Genomic DNA, 14783 nt, shown 5'->3' with positions numbered 1-14783 from the left:
GCGGCTGTCAGGCCCTGCACGTCCATTCCACCAGTTGCCAGCGTCCCGGGACGATCTGCCACGGCACGTAGCTGAACGGGCCCTGTCCGCCCAACTGGAAGGTCTCGTGGTCACTCACCGTCAAGCTGCCGCCGTGCCAGAAGCGGGCCAGGGTCGCGTCCAGATCGTCCCTGCCGTCCAGCGCCATGGCCTCCATGCATTGCGGTTCGCGCTCCGTGGACACCACGTCGTGGTAGCTTGCCCAGGGCTGCATCTCCAGATGGCGGCGCAGCAGCTCGGACCAGTTGCCTGCGGGGGCGGGGATCTGTCCGAGCACGTTGGAAAAGAGGATGGCCGAATCCGGGAAGGCTGCCGCAAGCCGGGCGAGGCCCTCGGGGCCGGCCAGGCAGTCCAGCGCCATGAAGCGCAGCCGGCCGGCATCCGGCCGCCTGCCCAGCCACCAGCGGGCGAGCGGGTCGGGCTCCAGCGCCACCACCTCGTCGAAGCGCGCCAGGAAGCCGGCCGGCAGTGCGTGGCCGGCATTCGGCCCGACCAGCACCAGCTGGCGGCGGCCGGGCTGCCAGTTGTTCAACCAGCCCGCCACCACGCGATGGAAGCCGGCCCACAGCCCGTGCCGATGGCGGAGGGCACGCAAGTGGTAGACCAGCCCGCCGCTCGGGTGCAGCAGCTGATCGCGCAGGGGTGGCAGGGAAGGTGTCACGACGCATCCGCGAAGGTGTGAGGCCGGGATTATGCGGGATGGGGCTGGTCAGGCGCCTCCAGGCAATGCGATCCTCCGGCCCTGGCATTGATATTGGCGAACGGGAGATCGGAATGAAGGACCCTCTGCACGAGGAACAGTTGTCGACGCAAGCGGTATTCGAGGGACGCCTGTTGAAGGTCTATCGGGATGAGGTCCGGCTGCCGGACGGCAGCATCGGTGGCCGCGAGTACGTGAAGCATCCCGGGGCGGTGGTGGTCATCCCGGTGCTGGCCGATGGCCGCCTGGTCTTCGAGCGGCAGTTCCGCTACCCGGTGGGGCGGGCCTTCCTGGAACTGCCCGCGGGCAAGATCGATCCGGACGAGGACATCCTGGCCTGCGCCCGGAGGGAACTGCAGGAAGAGACCGGTTACGTCACCGAAGACTGGCGTTACCTGGGAGTGATGCACCCCTGCATCGGCTACTCCGATGAGAGCATCGAGATCTTCCTGGCCCGTGGCCTGGAGCATGTCGGCCACGCCTGGGATGAAGGGGAGTTCCTGGAGATCCTGACCCTCAGCGTGGAGGAGGCCCGCGCTGCAGTGTTTGACGGGCGGATCACCGACGCCAAGACAATCACCGCCTTGTACTGGGCGGAGCGGGAGCTCTCGTGATCTGATCGCCGGCCGGGGCAGGGGCTTCAAGCAAGCGGGGCGCGCAGGCGCCCCGCTTGCTTTTGAGCGTTCATAAGAAAATGATTAAATTCACTTGAAATGTGCAAAATGCACATTTAGAATGCGAGCAATCATGTTGCACAGAGTTTCGCCATGAGTACCGGGCCGACCGATCTGCCTGGAGATTCCGCGATGTCGGGCGATCAGGCGCTGGCGGACGCCTTGCGCGCCGTGCTTGGACCCGTGGCACGTCTGGCGCTGGCAAAGGGGGTGCCGTTCGCGGCACTGGAAGAAATGTTGAAGGAGGCCGTCGTGGATGAAGCGTTGAATGCCCAGTCGGCGCAGGCAAATGCACGTCTGGTCAGCCGCATCAGCGTGGCCACCGGCCTCAACCGGCGTGAAGTGACCCGCCTGACCCGCCGCCAGCGCACCGCGCGTGCGGTACGCCAGTCACCGGTGGCGGAAGTCTTTGCCCGATGGCAGACAGACCCGCGTTACCTGGATGCGGGAGGCCTGCCGCGATCGCTGCCCCGCGTGGCAGGTGACGCCGCGACGCCGAGCTTCGAGGGCCTGGCCCAGTCCGTGACCCGTGATGTGCATCCGCGCAGCCTCCTGGACGAGTTGTGCCGCCTGGGCGTGGCGCGGATGGCCGAGGGTTCGGATGAGGTCATGCTGGTACGCAACGCCTTTGTGCCGAGCGATGCGCAGGCTGCCATGCTGGGCTTTCTCGGCGACAACGTGGGAGACCACCTGGCGGCGGCGGTCGCCAACGTGCTCGCGACAGAGCCCCCCCATTTCGAGCAGGCGGTATTTGCCGATGACTTGTCGGCCGAGTCCATCGAGGTCGTCCGGGATTTCGTCCTGACCCAGTGGAACGCCCTGATGAAGTCTGCCGTGCCTCTGCTCGAAGGTCTCATCGAGCAGGACCAACAGGCCGGCCGCAAGCAGGACCAGCGCCTGCGCATCGGCCTCTACAGCTACGCCGACGTGGCGGCCCCCCTTCCTCCCCCTGATTCCGTGGAGTCTGAACGTGACTGAAAGCCGCCAGCCTGCTGCCTTCAACATCCTTTTCCGCTGGGCTGCCCGCCTCGCCGCTGCCGGTGTGCTGGCGGCCTGTGGTGGGGGCGGAGGCGGAAGTGACCTCGCCGGCGTCGGCACGGGAGGCACCGGAACAGTGTCCAGTGCCGTGACGGTGGGCTCCATCGCCGGCTTCGGCTCGGTCATCGTTGCTGGCGTCCGCTTTGACGACAGCACGGCCCGCGTGGCGGACGAAGACGGCAACACCCGCAGCCGCAGCGACCTGCGCCTGGGCATGGTGACAACCATCACCGGCACGGCGGATTACGTCGCCGGCACCGGCAAGGCCAGCCAGATCGTGTATGGCAGCGAGATCCTCGGCCCCATCGACAGCGTCGATCTGGCCGGCGGCCACTTCAAGGTGCTCGGGGCCACGGTCAGCATCAAGCCCGCCACGGTCTTCGATGAAGGGCTGGCCGGCTTGCCGGCGCTGCATCCCGGCGCTGTCGTCGAGGTGTACGGCGCCTACAACGCCGCCACCGGGTCTTACACGGCGACCCGCATCGAGTCCCGCCTCAGCGCGAGCCGTTACCGCCTGCGCGGGCCGGTGAGCGGGCTGGACATCAGTCAGCGCCGCTTTGTACTGGCCGGCGTGGCAATCGACTACCGCTCCGTACCCGATGCCCAGATTGCGGGCCTGGCCGACGGGCAGATCCTGCGGGTTTCGGCCGCCACCGGGCCTGCCGCTGGCGTCTGGCGCATCGACGCCATCGAAGGCGCCCGCCGCGCGCCGCTGGCGGATGGCGAGGCCAAGATCGAGGGCAGCATTGCCACTCTCCTGTCAGCCGGGCGGTTCGTGGTGGATGGCGTGACGGTGGATGCCTCCGGCGCCCGTATCGAGGGTGTCCTCGCGGTCGGACTGCGGGTCGAGGCCGAAGGCGTGGTGCGCAGCGGGGTGCTGATGGCCAAGGAAGTGGAAGTGGGGGATGAAGGTGAGTCGAACGACGAGGCCTTCGAACTGACCGCCCTGATCGAGGCCTTCGAGCCGGCGACCCAGCGTTTCGTGCTGCGCGGACAGGCTGTCGATGCAAGCGGGGCGGTGCGCTTCGAGGGCGGCAGCCGGGCCGCTCTGGCCAACGGCCGCAAGGTCGAACTGAAAGGCTGGTTCGACGCAAGCCGTGGCGTGATCGTCGCCACCCTCATCCACTTCGAAGACTAGTTTGGGTGCGTTCGCCACCGCGGGCGCCGCAATGGAGGAAGCGACATGAAGACTTATCGCAAGACCCTGACCGGCGCACTCGCGCTGGCCCTGCTGGGGGCGGCCAGTGCGTACGCGGCCCCGCCGGCCGGACGGCTGCTGGCCGCCCAGTGCGCCCAGTGCCATGGCACCAACGGCCAGGCGGTCTCCGGCATGGAGAAGCTGGCCGGTGAGAGCGAGCGGGAAATCTACAACGAGTTGATCGAGATGAAGGCCAAGCTCAAGCCCGACGAGATCATGCACCGCCAGGCCGCAGGCTACACCGACGCGCAGATCCGCCTGATCGCCCGCTATTACGCATCCCTCGGCAAGACCGGCAGCACCGGCTCGAGAGGGAGCTCCTCCACCAGCCGCAAGTCGCGGGACGACTGAGCCCACCGCACAGAAAGGGAGAAATGATGTTCTCGCATAATCGTCGCAAGCTTCTGCAGGCTTCCGGAGCCCTGGTGGCCACAGGCGCCCTGTCCGCCACCACCCCTGCCCAGGCTGCCGCCCCGCGGGTCGTCGTGATCGGTGGCGGCTTTGCCGGTGCCACCGTGGCCAAGTACGTCCGGATGTGGAATCCGGCCATCCAGGTGAGCCTGGTGGAGCCCAACCCCGGCCATGTCTCGTGCATCCTCAGCAACCTGGTGATGACCGGCGCGGTGGGCATGAGCACCATCACCCTGCGCTATGACAACCTGCGCAGCAAGTACGGTGTCAACATCGTGGCCGATCGGGCCGTCAGCATCGATCCGGTCAGCCGGGTGGTCCTCACCGCCAACGGATCCAGGCTGCCCTACGACAAGCTGGTGTTGGCGCCGGGCATCGATTTCGACAGCATCCCCGGGCTCGACAGCGCCGTGCTTCCCCACGCCTGGCAGGCCGGCCCGCAGACTCTGGCGCTCAAGGCCCAGCTGGATTCCGTGCCGGCGGGTGGCACCTTCGTGATGTCCATCCCCAAGGCGCCTTACCGCTGCCCGCCGGGGCCCTACGAGCGCGCCTGCCTGCTCGCCGACAGCCTGCTGCGTCGCCGCCGTGCCGGCAGGGTCATCGTGCTGGACGCCAACTCCGACGTGGTGGCCGAGCCCCACACCTTCCACACGGCCTTCCAGACCACCTACGCAGGGGTGATCGACTATCGGCCGAACTCCGAGGTCCTGTCGGTGGATTGGGCGGGCAAGAAGGTCGTCACCAACTGGGAGTCCGTGCCCTTCGATGCGGCCAACATCATCCCGCCCCAGCGTGCGGGCAAGCTGGTGGCCGCCGCCGGACTTCTCGGCAGCGACCCGGCCACCCGCTGGGCGCCGGTCAACCCCCTCAGCTACGAATCCAGGGTGGTTCCCAATGTGCACGTGATCGGCGATTCCCAGGGGACCGGCCAGCCCAAGTCCGGCCACATGGCCAACGCTCAGGCCAAGGTCTGCGCCGATGCGCTGGTGCGTTACTTCGCCGGCGAGCAGCCCGACCCCGCGCCGATGACGAGCTCGGCCTGTTACAGCCCGATCACCGCCACCACCGCCTCGTGGCTGACCGTGGTGTTTGGCTACGATGCCGCCAGTGGCCTGATGAAGCCGGTGGCCAACACCCTGGCGGAGGCGCCGGCGCCCACTGCCGGCCACTACAAGGACATGTTCGGCTGGGCGAAGAACTTGTTTGCCGACAGCTTCAGCTGAAGCGTCGGGGGCGCTGCCGGCGGCGGAGCGACCTGGCTGGCGCGGGGGGCCTCCGTGGCGGCTCAGGCCCGCGGCGTCCGGCCCGCCGCCTGTGCCCGCGGCGCCGGCAGGCCTGCCAGCAGGGCCTGCATGCAGCAATACAGCACCGCGGCATTGAGCAGGTGCCAGCCCACATGGGTGCCGGCGGGCCACAGGCCGCACAGCAGCGTGTCGCTGGCCCGGCAGGCCAGGCTGAGGACGAACAGCCCGGCCGCCTTGGCCAGCCAGCGGGCCGCGGCCGGCTGGGCCTGGCGGGTTGCCACCGCACACCACAGCAGCAGCACGAACGGCGGCAGGTAGATCTCCGAGCCGTTCAGAGGGAGCGGCGGCAGGGCCCGTGTCGCCCCGACGAAGACGGCCGCCAGCGCCACGAAGACAGCCGTTCCCGCGCCGGCCCTGGCGTTGCCCGCGCCCTGCAGGCGAACCTGCAAGCGCTGATGGAAGACCAGCACGAACAGCGCGATGAAGGCGATGTCCAGCAGTGCCGCCCAGCGCGTGGCCAGCGTATGGAAGACCAGGCTGCCCGCGCCGATGGCGAAGATCAGCCCGCTGAGCCCTTGCAGATCCCGTCCCCGGCCACGGCTGCGCTGCCACAGCAAGGCCGCGACCAGCAGGAAGCCCAGGTTGCTGACCGCGTTGAGGGGCTCCGACCACAGGCTGGCGTCGGTGCGCTCGCAGTACAGATCAATGGGCTCCGCCCAGTTCATGCCGCTTCGGCACCGCTGCGGCGGCAATGGAACTGCCGCCACCAGGTTGCGAAGCAGCACAGCCCCAGCACCAGATAGGTGGCCATGCTGCCGGCCAGGCCGCCGGGGGTGTCCCACAGGGCCGGCGCCACCACGCCGGCGGTGAGCGCGCCCACCAGCATCTGCAGGAAGCTCTGGCAGCTGGCGGCAAGGCCGCGGTGGGTGGGGAAGTGATCGAGGGCCAGCAAGGTCAGGCTGGGCATTGCGACGGCCATGCCGAAGTTGTACAGCACGATGGGCAGCACCGACTGGGGCAGGCCCGGCTGCATCAGGAAGCTGACCGCCAGGTTGGCGACGGCGGCCAGCAGCATCAGGGCAAAGCCCAGGGCGATGGTGCGCGGCGGCGGCAGGCGGCCGGCCAGGCGGGCCGACAGGGCCGAGCCGCACATCATGCCCATCACCCCGGGGATGAACATCCAGCCGAACTCAGTCTCGCCCAGCCCCAGGTGGCGCATCAGGAACACCGGGGCCGACAGCACATAGATGAAGAAGCCGTTGAAGTTGAGCCCCACCGCGAAGGTCAGCAGCAGGAAGCCCGGCGTCGTGAACACCTGGCCGTAGCGCCGCGCCAGGGGCCCCGGGTGCAGCGGCTGGCGTGCTGCCGGCGAATGGGTCTCGGGCAGCTTCCAGGCGGTGAGGGCGGCCAGGGCGAGGCCGAGCAGGGCCAGGAAGACAAAGATGGCGCGCCAGCCGAAGGCGGTGTGGATCCACCCGCCCAGCACCGGAGCAATCGCCGGCCCGATGGCGAAGGCCATGCTCACGTGGCTCATCAGGCGCTGGGCGCGGGGGCCCTCCATCAGGTCGCGGACGATGGCCCGTCCCACCACCATGCCGGCGCCCGCGCTGATGCCTTGCAGGGCGCGGCCGACCAGCAGGGCCTCGATGCTGGTGGCCAGCACGCAGACCACCGAGGCCAGCATGAACAGCAGCATCGACACCAGGATCACCGGTTTGCGGCCCCAGGCGTCGGAAAAGGCGCCGTGCCACAACACCATGATGCCCATTGGCAGCATGTACGCGGTGAGGGTCTGCTGGACCTGTACCGGGTCGGCCTGCAAGTCGCTGCCGATGGCGTGCAGCGCCGGCAGGTAGGTGTCGATCGAAAAGGGACCGACGGTGGCGAGCGCCGCGAGGAGCATCGCCAGTTGGGCGTAAGGCATCGGGGAATTCCGGAAAGGGGGCGGGGCACCCGGGGCAGGCTGGATCACCTTCAGCCCGGCGGGTCGTGCGGCAAGTGCCGTCGGGCGGCCGGGAGGCGCTTACTCGACGGAGTGGATACTGTCGACGTAGTAGCCGGTTTCACCAAAGCAGGTGGACGGTACGCCCACGTGCTGGTCGTAGGACAAGGCCACACGCTTGCCCATCAAGGTGTTGATGCTGGCCGCCACCTTGTCGTCGCGCACCGTGAACTTGAATATCTCCGGCAGGCTGCCGGGGATCGCGACGATCGCCAGCTCGCCCTCCCAGGTCTTGCACAGCCAGCCCTTCTGGGAAAACTTCTGCACGTAGCCGGCCCGCTCGCCGGATGAGTAGCTCCAGCTGAGGACCAGCCAGGTGTAGCCGGCGAACAGGCCGGCCAGCACGATCACGCAGCCGATGAGCCAGAGCAGCCACTTCGACGAGCGCGGTGCGGTGGCGGGGAAGGACGATGGCACTGAAGTACTCCTGAGGGATTTAGGGGGTGGTGCCCGGGCCGCGCCGGCTCTGCACCGCCTCGGCCACATGGGGGGCGCAGACAGTATCGACGCCGTTCATGTCTGCAATTGTACGCGCGACCTTCAGGATCCGATGGTAGCCGCGGGCCGACAGGCCGAGCCGGTCGATGGCGCTGGCCAGCAGCCGCGCGCCGCCGGCGTCGGGCATGCACCAGCGGTCGATCTCGGCACCGGCCAGCAGCGCGTTGGGTTTGCCCTGGCGGGCCTGCTGCAGAGCCCGGGCCGCGGCGATCCGCTCGCGGACGGTGGCCGAGGCCTCGCCCGGGGCTGCCGACTGCAGTTCGCTGGCCGGCAGGGCTGGCACCTCCAGCATCAGGTCGATGCGGTCGAGCAGCGGGCCGGAGAGTTTGTGGTGGTAGCGGGCGATCTGCTCCGGCGTGCACCGGCAGCGTCCGTCCGGGTGCCCGTGGTAGCCACAGGGGCAGGGGTTCATCGCCGCCACGAGCTGGAAGCGGGCCGGAAACTCGGCCCGCCGGGCCGCCCGCGAGATGGTGATGTGGCCACTCTCGAGGGGCTCGCGCAGGGCCTCCAGCACGCGCTTCTCGAACTCGGGCAGTTCATCCAGGAACAGCACCCCGTTGTGGGCCAGGCTGATCTCGCCGGGGCGCGGCGTGCTGCCGCCGCCCACCAGGGCCGCGGTGGACGCGGAGTGGTGCGGCGCGCGCAGCGGCCGGAGGCTCCACAGCCCGGGATGGAAGCTGCCCTCCACCGACAGGATGGCGGCGCTCTCCAGCGCTTCGTCGTCGCTCATCGGCGGCAGGAGGCCGGCCAGGCGCTGGGCCAGCATCGACTTGCCGGTGCCGGGCGGGCCGAAGAGCAAGAGTGAATGCTGGCCGCTGGCGGCCACCTCGAGGGCCCGGCGGGCCTGCAGCTGGCCCTTCACGTCGGCCAGGTCGGGGTAGGCCGGCGGAGCCGCCAGCGGCTCGCCGGCATAGGCGGGCAGCGGGGTGTGGCCGCACAGGTGGGCGGCAACGGCGAGCAGGCTGGCGGCGGGCAGCAGGCGCACGCCGTGCACCAGGGCCGCCTCGGGGGCGTTGGCGGCGGGCAGGATCAGGGTGCGCCCGCTGCTGCAGGCCTGGCGCGCCAGGGCCAGGGCGCCGCGCACCGGGCGGAGCTCGCCGGTGAGGGACAGCTCGCCGGCAAATTCATAGCGGGCCAGCCCGTCGGCAGGGATCTGCCCGGAGGCGGCGAGGATGCCGAGGGCGATCGGAAGGTCGAAGCAGCCGCCCTCCTTGGGCAGGTCGGCGGGCGCCAGGTTCACGGTGATGCGCCGCTGCGGGAATTCAAAGCAGGCGGTCTGCAGCGCGGCGCGGACCCGGTCGCGGGCTTCGCGCACCTCCACGTCGGGCAGGCCGACCAGGGTGAAGGCCGGCAGGCCGTTGGCCAGGTGCACTTCGACGGTGACCTCCGGGGCGAGGAGGCCGACCAGGGCACGGCTTGTCAGGAGAGCCAGGCTCACGGCATGTCCCAGAATGGGTAAAGCCGGGAGTGTAGCCGGGACCGGCGCCCGGCGGTATCAGCCTGTCATGCCTCAGGGGGCATCGCGGAAGGCTTCGACGGCGATCAGCAGGCGGACTTCGTCGCTCACCGACGGAATGTTCTTGCTCATGCCGAACTCCGAACGCTTGATCCGGGCGGTGATGTCGGCGCCGCAGGTCTCGCGCTTGTTGAGGGGGTGCGGGGCACAGTGGAAGCGCGCCAGGGTGAGGGTGACCGGGCGGCTCACGCCGAGCAGGGTCAGCGTGCCTTCGGCGGCCACCGGCTTGTCGCCCTCGAAGCGCAGCTGCTCGGACTTGAAGCTGATCACCGGGAACTCGGCGGTGTTGAAGAATCCCTCGCCACGCATGTTTTCGTTCCATTTGGCGAAGCCCATGTCAATGGACGCCGCGTCGATGCTGACCTCCACCGATCCCTTGCGGGCGGCGCTGTCGAGGATGATCTTGCCGCTGGTCTTGTTGAAGCGGCCGCGCTGGGTGGAGAAACCCAGGTGGTCCGTCTCGAAGAGCGGGAAGGTGTGGTTGCTGTCGATGGTGTAGTTGACGGGTGCTGCCAGGGCCGGGGCGGCGCAGAGGGCCAGCAGGGCGAGGATGGGTTTCAAGCGGGGCTCCTTGGGGCGAGGGGAAGGCCGGGGTGAAGGACAGGCGGGCTCGGCGAGGCCGCAGCTGCAAAGACAAGGGGCGCCGGAGCGCCCCTGGGTCGACCGCCGGGCGGCGGGGTGGTTCAGACCCCCGCTGCAGGCGGGCGCGAAGCCAGCTCGGCTTCCAGGCGGGCAACCCGGTGCTCAAGCTCGGTGAGCTTCTCGCGGGTGCGGATGAGGACTTCCTTCTGCACTTCGAATTCTTCGCGGGTGACCAGGTCGAGCTTGGAGAAGCCGCTGGCGAGCAGGGCCTTGGCGTTCTTCTCGATGTCTTTCGCGGGGCTGCTGGCGAGCAGTTCGGACACCTTTGCGCCGAGTTCGTCGAGGATCCTGGGATTGGCCATGGCTGCGTACCTCCTGAAAATGGGGAATCCGGGGTGGGCCGCAGGGGGCGGCCCGGTTTGAATGAAAGTTTAGCACCGGCCTGGAGGATGGGCGGCCGGCGTGCGCGCACCAAATCGGCGCCCGTTATTGGTGCATGATGCCAACTTGGTGCGCGCATCAATTTTCCTGCAACGCAGCAGATGCCCGGATTCTCGCGCATCTGCTTGAAAGCATATGTTTTTTACAAACTGGCACATCGATTGCTAAATGTGATTCGCCAACTTTGATTACCAGGAGAATCTCCATCATGCGCAAGACCGTCATCGCCTCCGCCCTGATCGCTGCTGCCAGCATCGTTCTCCCGACCCTGGCTCATGCCCAAGCGGCTGCGCCGGCTCCCGAGCACACCTTCACCAGCAACATCGGCTTCGCCTCCGAGTATGTCTACCGTGGCATCGGTCAGACCAACCGCAAGCCGGCTGTGCAGGGTGGTTTTGATTACGCGCATTCCAGCGGCCTGTATGTGGGCACCTGGGCGTCCAACGTGTCCTGGCTGACCGACGGCAACTCCACCGTCAGCAACAGCCTCGAGATGGACTTCTACGGTGGCTTCAAGAACACCGTCGGCGACTTCGGCTACGACGTGGGTCTGCTGCAGTACTTCTACCCGGGCACCGGCTACGGCAACAACCCGAACACCCTGGAAGGCTACGTGGCCGGGACTTACAGCATCCTGACCCTGAAGTACTCCCACTCCTTCAGCGACCTGTTCGGCTGGGTTGGTTCGCGCAACTCCGGCTACCTGGACCTGACCGCCAACTACGAGCTGGTCCCCAGCGTGAACCTGGTCGCCCACGTGGGCCGCCAGAAGGTGAACGGCAATTCGTCCGACGGCGCCTCCTACACCGACTACAAGCTCGGCGTGACCAAGGACTTCAGCGGCACCGTGGTCGGCCTCAGCTACGTCACCACCAATGCCTCCAGTGTCTGGTACACCAACCTGCTGGGCAAGGATCTGGGCAAGGACCGCGTGGTTCTGTCCATCACCCGTACTTTCTAATTCCCGCAACCGCACGGCGGCCGCCCGTCGGCCGTCGGTCTGAGGATCCAAGCCATGAAACTCGTTACTGCCATCATCAAGCCCTTCAAACTCGACGAAGTGCGTGAAGCCCTCTCCGCCATTGGCGTGCAGGGCATCACCGTGACCGAAGTCAAGGGCTTCGGCCGCCAGAAGGGTCATACGGAGCTGTATCGCGGCGCCGAATACGTGGTCGATTTTCTGCCCAAGGTGAAGATCGAGGCCGCCGTGAAGACCGAAATCCTCGATCAGGTCATTGAAGCCATCGAAAAATCCGCCAGCACCGGCAAGATCGGCGACGGCAAGATCTTCGTGTTCGACCTGGAGCAAGCCATTCGTATCCGTACCGGCGAATCCGGTGCCGAAGCGCTATAAAAGGGAGCCTTCAATCATGAGAAAAATCGTCACAGCCCTGCTGACCACCCTGGCGGTCAGCTTCGCGGGCAGTGCGTTGGCCGACGACAAGGAAGCCCCTGTCGCGCCGGCCGCCGCGCCTGCCGTCGCCGCCCCGGCTGCCGCCGCGGCGGAAGCCAAGCCGGCTGAAGCGCCGGTTGCCGCTCCGGCAGCCGAAGCCAAGGTAGAGGCCGCTGCTGCGCCCGCCGAGGCTGCCGCTCCGGCCCCCGTTCCCAACAAGGGTGACAACGCCTGGATCATCGTCGCCTCGGCGATCGTGATCATGATGTCCATCCCCGGCCTGGCCCTGTTCTACGGTGGCCTGGTGCGTGCCAAGAACATGCTGTCGGTGCTCCTGCAGGTGTTCACGGTGTTCTCGCTGATCACCTTCCTGTGGGTCCTGTACGGCTACTCCGTGGCCTTCACCGAGGGCAATGCCTTCTTTGGTGGCCTGGACAAGGTCCTGCTCAAGGGCATCACGCCGGACTCCGTCGCCGCCACCTGGACCAAGGGCGTGGTGATCTCCGAGTTCATCTACGTGATCTTCCAGGGTGCCTTTGCCGCCATCACCGTGGCCCTGATCCTCGGCGCCTTCGCCGAGCGCATCAAGTTCTCCGCCGTGCTGCTGTTCTCGGTGCTGTGGTTCACCTTCAGCTACCTGCCGATGGCGCACATGGTGTGGTACTGGGCGGGCCCGGATGCCTACACCTCTGCCGAAGCTGCCGAGGCCGCCAACGCGACCGCAGGCTTCCTGTTCCAGAAGGGCGCCCTCGACTTCGCCGGCGGCACCGTGGTGCACATCAACGCCGCCGTTGCCGGCCTGGTGGGTGCCTTCATGGTGGGCAAGCGCATCGGTTACGGCCGTGAGTCCTTCGCCCCGCACAGCCTGACCCTGACCATCGTCGGCGCCTCGCTGCTGTGGGTGGGCTGGTTCGGCTTCAACGCCGGTTCTGCCCTGGAAGCCAACGGCGTTGCCGCCCTGGCCATGGTCAACACCTGGGTGGCCACCGCTGCTGCGGCCCTCTCCTGGCTGTTTGCCGAATGGATCATCAAGGGCAAGCCGTCCGGCCTGGGCGCTGCATCCGGTGCCGTTGCCGGCCTGGTGGCGATCACCCCGGCGGCTGGCGTGGTCGGCGTGGTCGGTGCGATCGTGATCGGCCTGCTGGCTGGCGTGGTCTGCCTGTGGGGTGTGAATGGCCTGAAGCGTCTGCTCGGCGCCGACGACTCCCTCGACGTGTTCGGCGTGCATGGCGTCGGCGGCATCATGGGTGCCATCCTGACCGGCGTGTTCGCCTCCCCGTCCCTGGGTGGTGCCGGCGTGTGGGACTACGTGGCCAACAAGGTTGCCGACGGCTACTCCATCAGCGACCAGGTCATCATCCAGGCCACCGCGGTCGGCGTGACCATCGTCTGGTCTGCCGTGGTTGCCTTCATCGCCTACAAGCTGGTGGACATGTTCATCGGTCTGCGGGTGCCGGAAGACGAAGAGCGGGAAGGTCTCGACATCACCTCCCACGGCGAAACCGCCTACCACCAGTAAGATCGGTAGTCCTTCGCAGTATGGCAACGGGCGCTTCGGCGCCCGTTGTCGTTTCAGGCGGCGTCGGGCTTGCTGCCGCGATGGGGCGCCTTGCGATCGGATTTCTTCTTCAGGCCAAGGGCGGCCAGCTCGTCGGAGTCTTCACCGTAGAGCGCCTTGATCTGGTTCTTGGCACCGAGGATGGCCTCGTGGAATTCCCACTGGGTGGCCACCGCCGCGTCGCGGGCGGCAGCCAGGGTGTTCTGGGCCACGATCTCGGCGTCCTGGGCGGCGCGGTAGCGGGTATGGACGGCGCTGATGACCTCGAGGGCGAAGGCCGGGTTGGCGGGCTGGTAGACCGGGATGTTGCGCAGGCCGACCAGGGCTTCTTCGTCGGCCTGCAGGATGTCGGCGGAGAGGCGCTTGCGTGCGGGGCTGGACATGGTGGTTTTCCGGGAGTGGTGGTGGGAGGGCTTATGCTATTTGATTCTTGTGTGGTTGCGTTGGTGCTTGCTTGATAAATTGTATGTCATGGTGTGGGGCGGGTTGCCTGTGTCATGGGAATGGGTGCCCGTCCTGAGGGTTCTCCTTTTTTTCGCGTTGGATTGGCCGGGATTTCGCCCCGGCGGGCGACTCACTTCTTTGCTTCGCCAAAGAAGTAAGCAAGAAAGGCGACCCGCCTCCCCGGTCATTCGCTGCGCGAATGACTCCCCTGCGCTGCTCACGGCAGGCGGCCGGCGCGGAACTCGCCCTGCGGGCTCAGACAGCCGCGCCGGACTACCCCGCCTGCCGTTCCGCTGCTCGGCGGGTCGGAACGGGCCTTTTTCCAAGCACCGAGCCTCTACGGAAAATCCGGCGGATGCGAGGCGCTGGGTTTTGCTTTTCTCGTTGGAAGCCAGCCTCGGCTTCAGCAAACGCGCGGTGTTTGCGAAAAGCCCGTTCTGACCCGCCGAGCAGCGGAGTATCGGGCGGGGCCTTCCGGCGCGGCTGTCTGAGGAGGCGCAGCCGACGAGTTCCGCGCCGGCCGCCCGATGCGAGCAGCGCAGGGGAGTCGTCCGCAACGCGGACGACCGGGGAAGCCGGGTCGCCTTTCTTTGCCCCTTTCTTTGGCGACGCAAAGAAAGGGGTCGCCCGCCGGGGCGAAATCCCGGCCAATTCAACGTAAAACAACGGAACGCCGCCCAGCAAAGAAGCCTGACCACAAGAGCACCGACAGCCTCTCCCACGCCATCGGCACGCGCTCCCATGGCATCAGCACGCCCTCCCGTGGCATCAGCACGCCCTCCCATTGCATCGGCACACGCTCCCATGGCATCAGCACGCGCTCCCATGGCATCAGCACGCGCTCCCATGGCATCGGCACGCCCTCCCATGGCATCAGCACGCGCTCCCATGGCATCGGCACGCCCTCCCATGGCATCAGCACGCGCTCCCATGGCATCAGCACGCGCTCCCATGGCATCGGCACGCCTTCCCGTGGCATCAGCGCGCCATCCCGTGGCATCGGCACGCCATCCCGTGGCATCGGCGCGCCATCCCACGCCATCGG

Annotated in this window: 17 protein-coding genes; 8 read left to right on the top strand and 9 right to left on the bottom strand. The window is 67.6% G+C overall.

The features are described 5' to 3' along the window. Positions 1–7 precede the first annotated feature (7 nt). Positions 8–700 (bottom strand): hypothetical protein, encoded by a 693-nt coding sequence (locus tag HHL15_RS15905; RefSeq protein ID WP_169146768.1) that lies wholly within the window; start codon positions 698–700, stop codon positions 8–10. Positions 701–813: 113 nt separating this feature from the next. Here HHL15_RS15905 and HHL15_RS15900 point away from each other — a divergent pair, with 113 nt between their 5' ends. From HHL15_RS15900 to HHL15_RS15880, 5 genes are all read left to right on the top strand, one after another. Then, complete coding sequence (locus HHL15_RS15900; RefSeq protein ID WP_169146767.1) at positions 814–1353, top strand: NUDIX domain-containing protein; 540 nt, start codon at positions 814–816, stop codon at positions 1351–1353. 192 nt (positions 1354–1545) lie between these two features. Next, positions 1546–2391, top strand: a complete 846-nt coding sequence (locus tag HHL15_RS15895) for a DUF6502 family protein (RefSeq protein ID WP_169146766.1) — start codon at positions 1546–1548, stop codon at positions 2389–2391. Beyond that, positions 2384–3589, top strand: a complete 1206-nt coding sequence (locus HHL15_RS15890; RefSeq protein ID WP_169146765.1) for a DUF5666 domain-containing protein — start codon at positions 2384–2386, stop codon at positions 3587–3589. Before HHL15_RS15895 ends, HHL15_RS15890 begins: the two co-directional genes overlap by 8 nt. Positions 3590–3634: 45 nt before the next feature. Then, positions 3635–4000, top strand: coding sequence for a c-type cytochrome (locus tag HHL15_RS15885; RefSeq protein WP_169146764.1), 366 nt, complete (start codon positions 3635–3637; stop codon positions 3998–4000). A gap of 23 nt (positions 4001–4023) precedes the next feature. Next, on the top strand, positions 4024–5283 hold the full coding sequence (locus HHL15_RS15880; RefSeq protein WP_206198804.1) for an FAD-dependent oxidoreductase: 1260 nt from the start codon (positions 4024–4026) through the stop codon (positions 5281–5283). Between the two features lie 62 nt (positions 5284–5345). Here HHL15_RS15880 and HHL15_RS15875 read toward each other — a convergent pair whose 3' ends face one another. The 6 genes from HHL15_RS15875 to HHL15_RS15850 all read right to left on the bottom strand — a co-directional run bounded on the left by HHL15_RS15875 (position 5346) and on the right by HHL15_RS15850 (position 10264). Then, on the bottom strand, positions 5346–6029 hold the full coding sequence (locus HHL15_RS15875) for a ceramidase domain-containing protein (RefSeq protein WP_169146763.1): 684 nt from the start codon (positions 6027–6029) through the stop codon (positions 5346–5348). Further along, positions 6026–7228: a multidrug effflux MFS transporter gene (locus HHL15_RS15870; protein ID WP_169146762.1), complete on the bottom strand. Its 1203-nt coding sequence runs from the start codon at positions 7226–7228 to the stop codon at positions 6026–6028. The genes HHL15_RS15875 and HHL15_RS15870 overlap by 4 nt, the downstream gene beginning before the upstream one ends. Before the next feature lie 99 nt (positions 7229–7327). Continuing rightward, the gene (locus HHL15_RS15865; protein WP_328825054.1) at positions 7328–7723 is read right to left on the bottom strand and encodes a hypothetical protein; all 396 of its coding nucleotides are present in this window, start codon (positions 7721–7723) and stop codon (positions 7328–7330) included. A gap of 19 nt (positions 7724–7742) precedes the next feature. Continuing rightward, positions 7743–9242 carry a YifB family Mg chelatase-like AAA ATPase gene (locus HHL15_RS15860; protein ID WP_169146761.1) on the bottom strand — a complete coding sequence of 500 codons (1500 nt, stop codon included), beginning with the start codon at positions 9240–9242 and terminating at the stop codon, positions 7743–7745. A gap of 72 nt (positions 9243–9314) precedes the next feature. Beyond that, a complete protein-coding gene (locus tag HHL15_RS15855; RefSeq protein ID WP_169146760.1) occupies positions 9315–9881 on the bottom strand; it encodes a YceI family protein in 567 nt (188 codons plus the stop codon). 122 nt (positions 9882–10003) lie between these two features. After that, positions 10004–10264 carry an accessory factor UbiK family protein gene (locus HHL15_RS15850; protein WP_169146759.1) on the bottom strand — a complete coding sequence of 87 codons (261 nt, stop codon included), beginning with the start codon at positions 10262–10264 and terminating at the stop codon, positions 10004–10006. 287 nt (positions 10265–10551) lie between these two features. Here HHL15_RS15850 and HHL15_RS15845 point away from each other — a divergent pair, with 287 nt between their 5' ends. The 3 genes from HHL15_RS15845 to amt are packed head-to-tail and all read left to right on the top strand — an operon-like array spanning position 10552 to position 13255. After that, entirely contained in the window at positions 10552–11304 is a 753-nt protein-coding gene (locus tag HHL15_RS15845; RefSeq protein ID WP_206198803.1) for a TorF family putative porin, read from the top strand. Positions 11305–11358: 54 nt separating this feature from the next. Continuing rightward, positions 11359–11697 carry a P-II family nitrogen regulator gene (gene glnK / locus HHL15_RS15840; protein ID WP_079434291.1) on the top strand — a complete coding sequence of 113 codons (339 nt, stop codon included), beginning with the start codon at positions 11359–11361 and terminating at the stop codon, positions 11695–11697. Positions 11698–11713: 16 nt separating this feature from the next. Beyond that, positions 11714–13255: an ammonium transporter gene (gene amt / locus HHL15_RS15835; RefSeq protein ID WP_169146758.1), complete on the top strand. Its 1542-nt coding sequence runs from the start codon at positions 11714–11716 to the stop codon at positions 13253–13255. A 53-nt stretch (positions 13256–13308) separates the two neighbouring features. Here the strand turns inward: amt and HHL15_RS15830 are convergent, their stop codons facing one another. Beyond that, a complete protein-coding gene (locus HHL15_RS15830) occupies positions 13309–13677 on the bottom strand; it encodes a hypothetical protein (RefSeq protein ID WP_169146757.1) in 369 nt (122 codons plus the stop codon). 713 nt (positions 13678–14390) lie between these two features. Then, positions 14391–14780, bottom strand: a complete 390-nt coding sequence (locus tag HHL15_RS15825) for a hypothetical protein (protein ID WP_169146756.1) — start codon at positions 14778–14780, stop codon at positions 14391–14393. Between the last annotated feature and the right edge of the window lie 3 nt (positions 14781–14783).

It is taken from the genome of Zoogloea dura, assembly GCF_012927165.1.
Taxonomy (GTDB): domain Bacteria; phylum Pseudomonadota; class Gammaproteobacteria; order Burkholderiales; family Rhodocyclaceae; genus Zoogloea; species Zoogloea dura.
The sequence above is the reverse complement of the archived record's forward strand: the minus strand, read 5'-3'. Positions and strand labels throughout refer to the sequence as shown.

Excerpts from the sequence above, each read along its gene's own strand:
- HHL15_RS15900 (WP_169146767.1), top strand. The coding sequence starts at position 814 with ATGAAGGACCCTCTGCACGAGGAACAGTTGTCGACGCAAGCGGTATTC.
- HHL15_RS15895 (WP_169146766.1), top strand. The coding sequence starts at position 1,546 with ATGTCGGGCGATCAGGCGCTGGCGGACGCCTTGCGCGCCGTGCTTGGA.
- HHL15_RS15885 (WP_169146764.1), top strand. The coding sequence starts at position 3,635 with ATGAAGACTTATCGCAAGACCCTGACCGGCGCACTCGCGCTGGCCCTG.
- HHL15_RS15880 (WP_206198804.1), top strand. The coding sequence starts at position 4,024 with ATGATGTTCTCGCATAATCGTCGCAAGCTTCTGCAGGCTTCCGGAGCC.
- HHL15_RS15875 (WP_169146763.1), bottom strand. The coding sequence starts at position 6,029 with ATGAACTGGGCGGAGCCCATTGATCTGTACTGCGAGCGCACCGACGCC.
- HHL15_RS15870 (WP_169146762.1), bottom strand. The coding sequence starts at position 7,228 with ATGCCTTACGCCCAACTGGCGATGCTCCTCGCGGCGCTCGCCACCGTC.
- HHL15_RS15850 (WP_169146759.1), bottom strand. The coding sequence starts at position 10,264 with ATGGCCAATCCCAGGATCCTCGACGAACTCGGCGCAAAGGTGTCCGAA.
- HHL15_RS15845 (WP_206198803.1), top strand. The coding sequence starts at position 10,552 with ATGCGCAAGACCGTCATCGCCTCCGCCCTGATCGCTGCTGCCAGCATC.
- glnK (WP_079434291.1), top strand. The coding sequence starts at position 11,359 with ATGAAACTCGTTACTGCCATCATCAAGCCCTTCAAACTCGACGAAGTG.
- amt (WP_169146758.1), top strand. The coding sequence starts at position 11,714 with ATGAGAAAAATCGTCACAGCCCTGCTGACCACCCTGGCGGTCAGCTTC.
- HHL15_RS15830 (WP_169146757.1), bottom strand. The coding sequence starts at position 13,677 with ATGTCCAGCCCCGCACGCAAGCGCCTCTCCGCCGACATCCTGCAGGCC.
- HHL15_RS15825 (WP_169146756.1), bottom strand. The coding sequence starts at position 14,780 with ATGGCGTGGGATGGCGCGCCGATGCCACGGGATGGCGTGCCGATGCCA.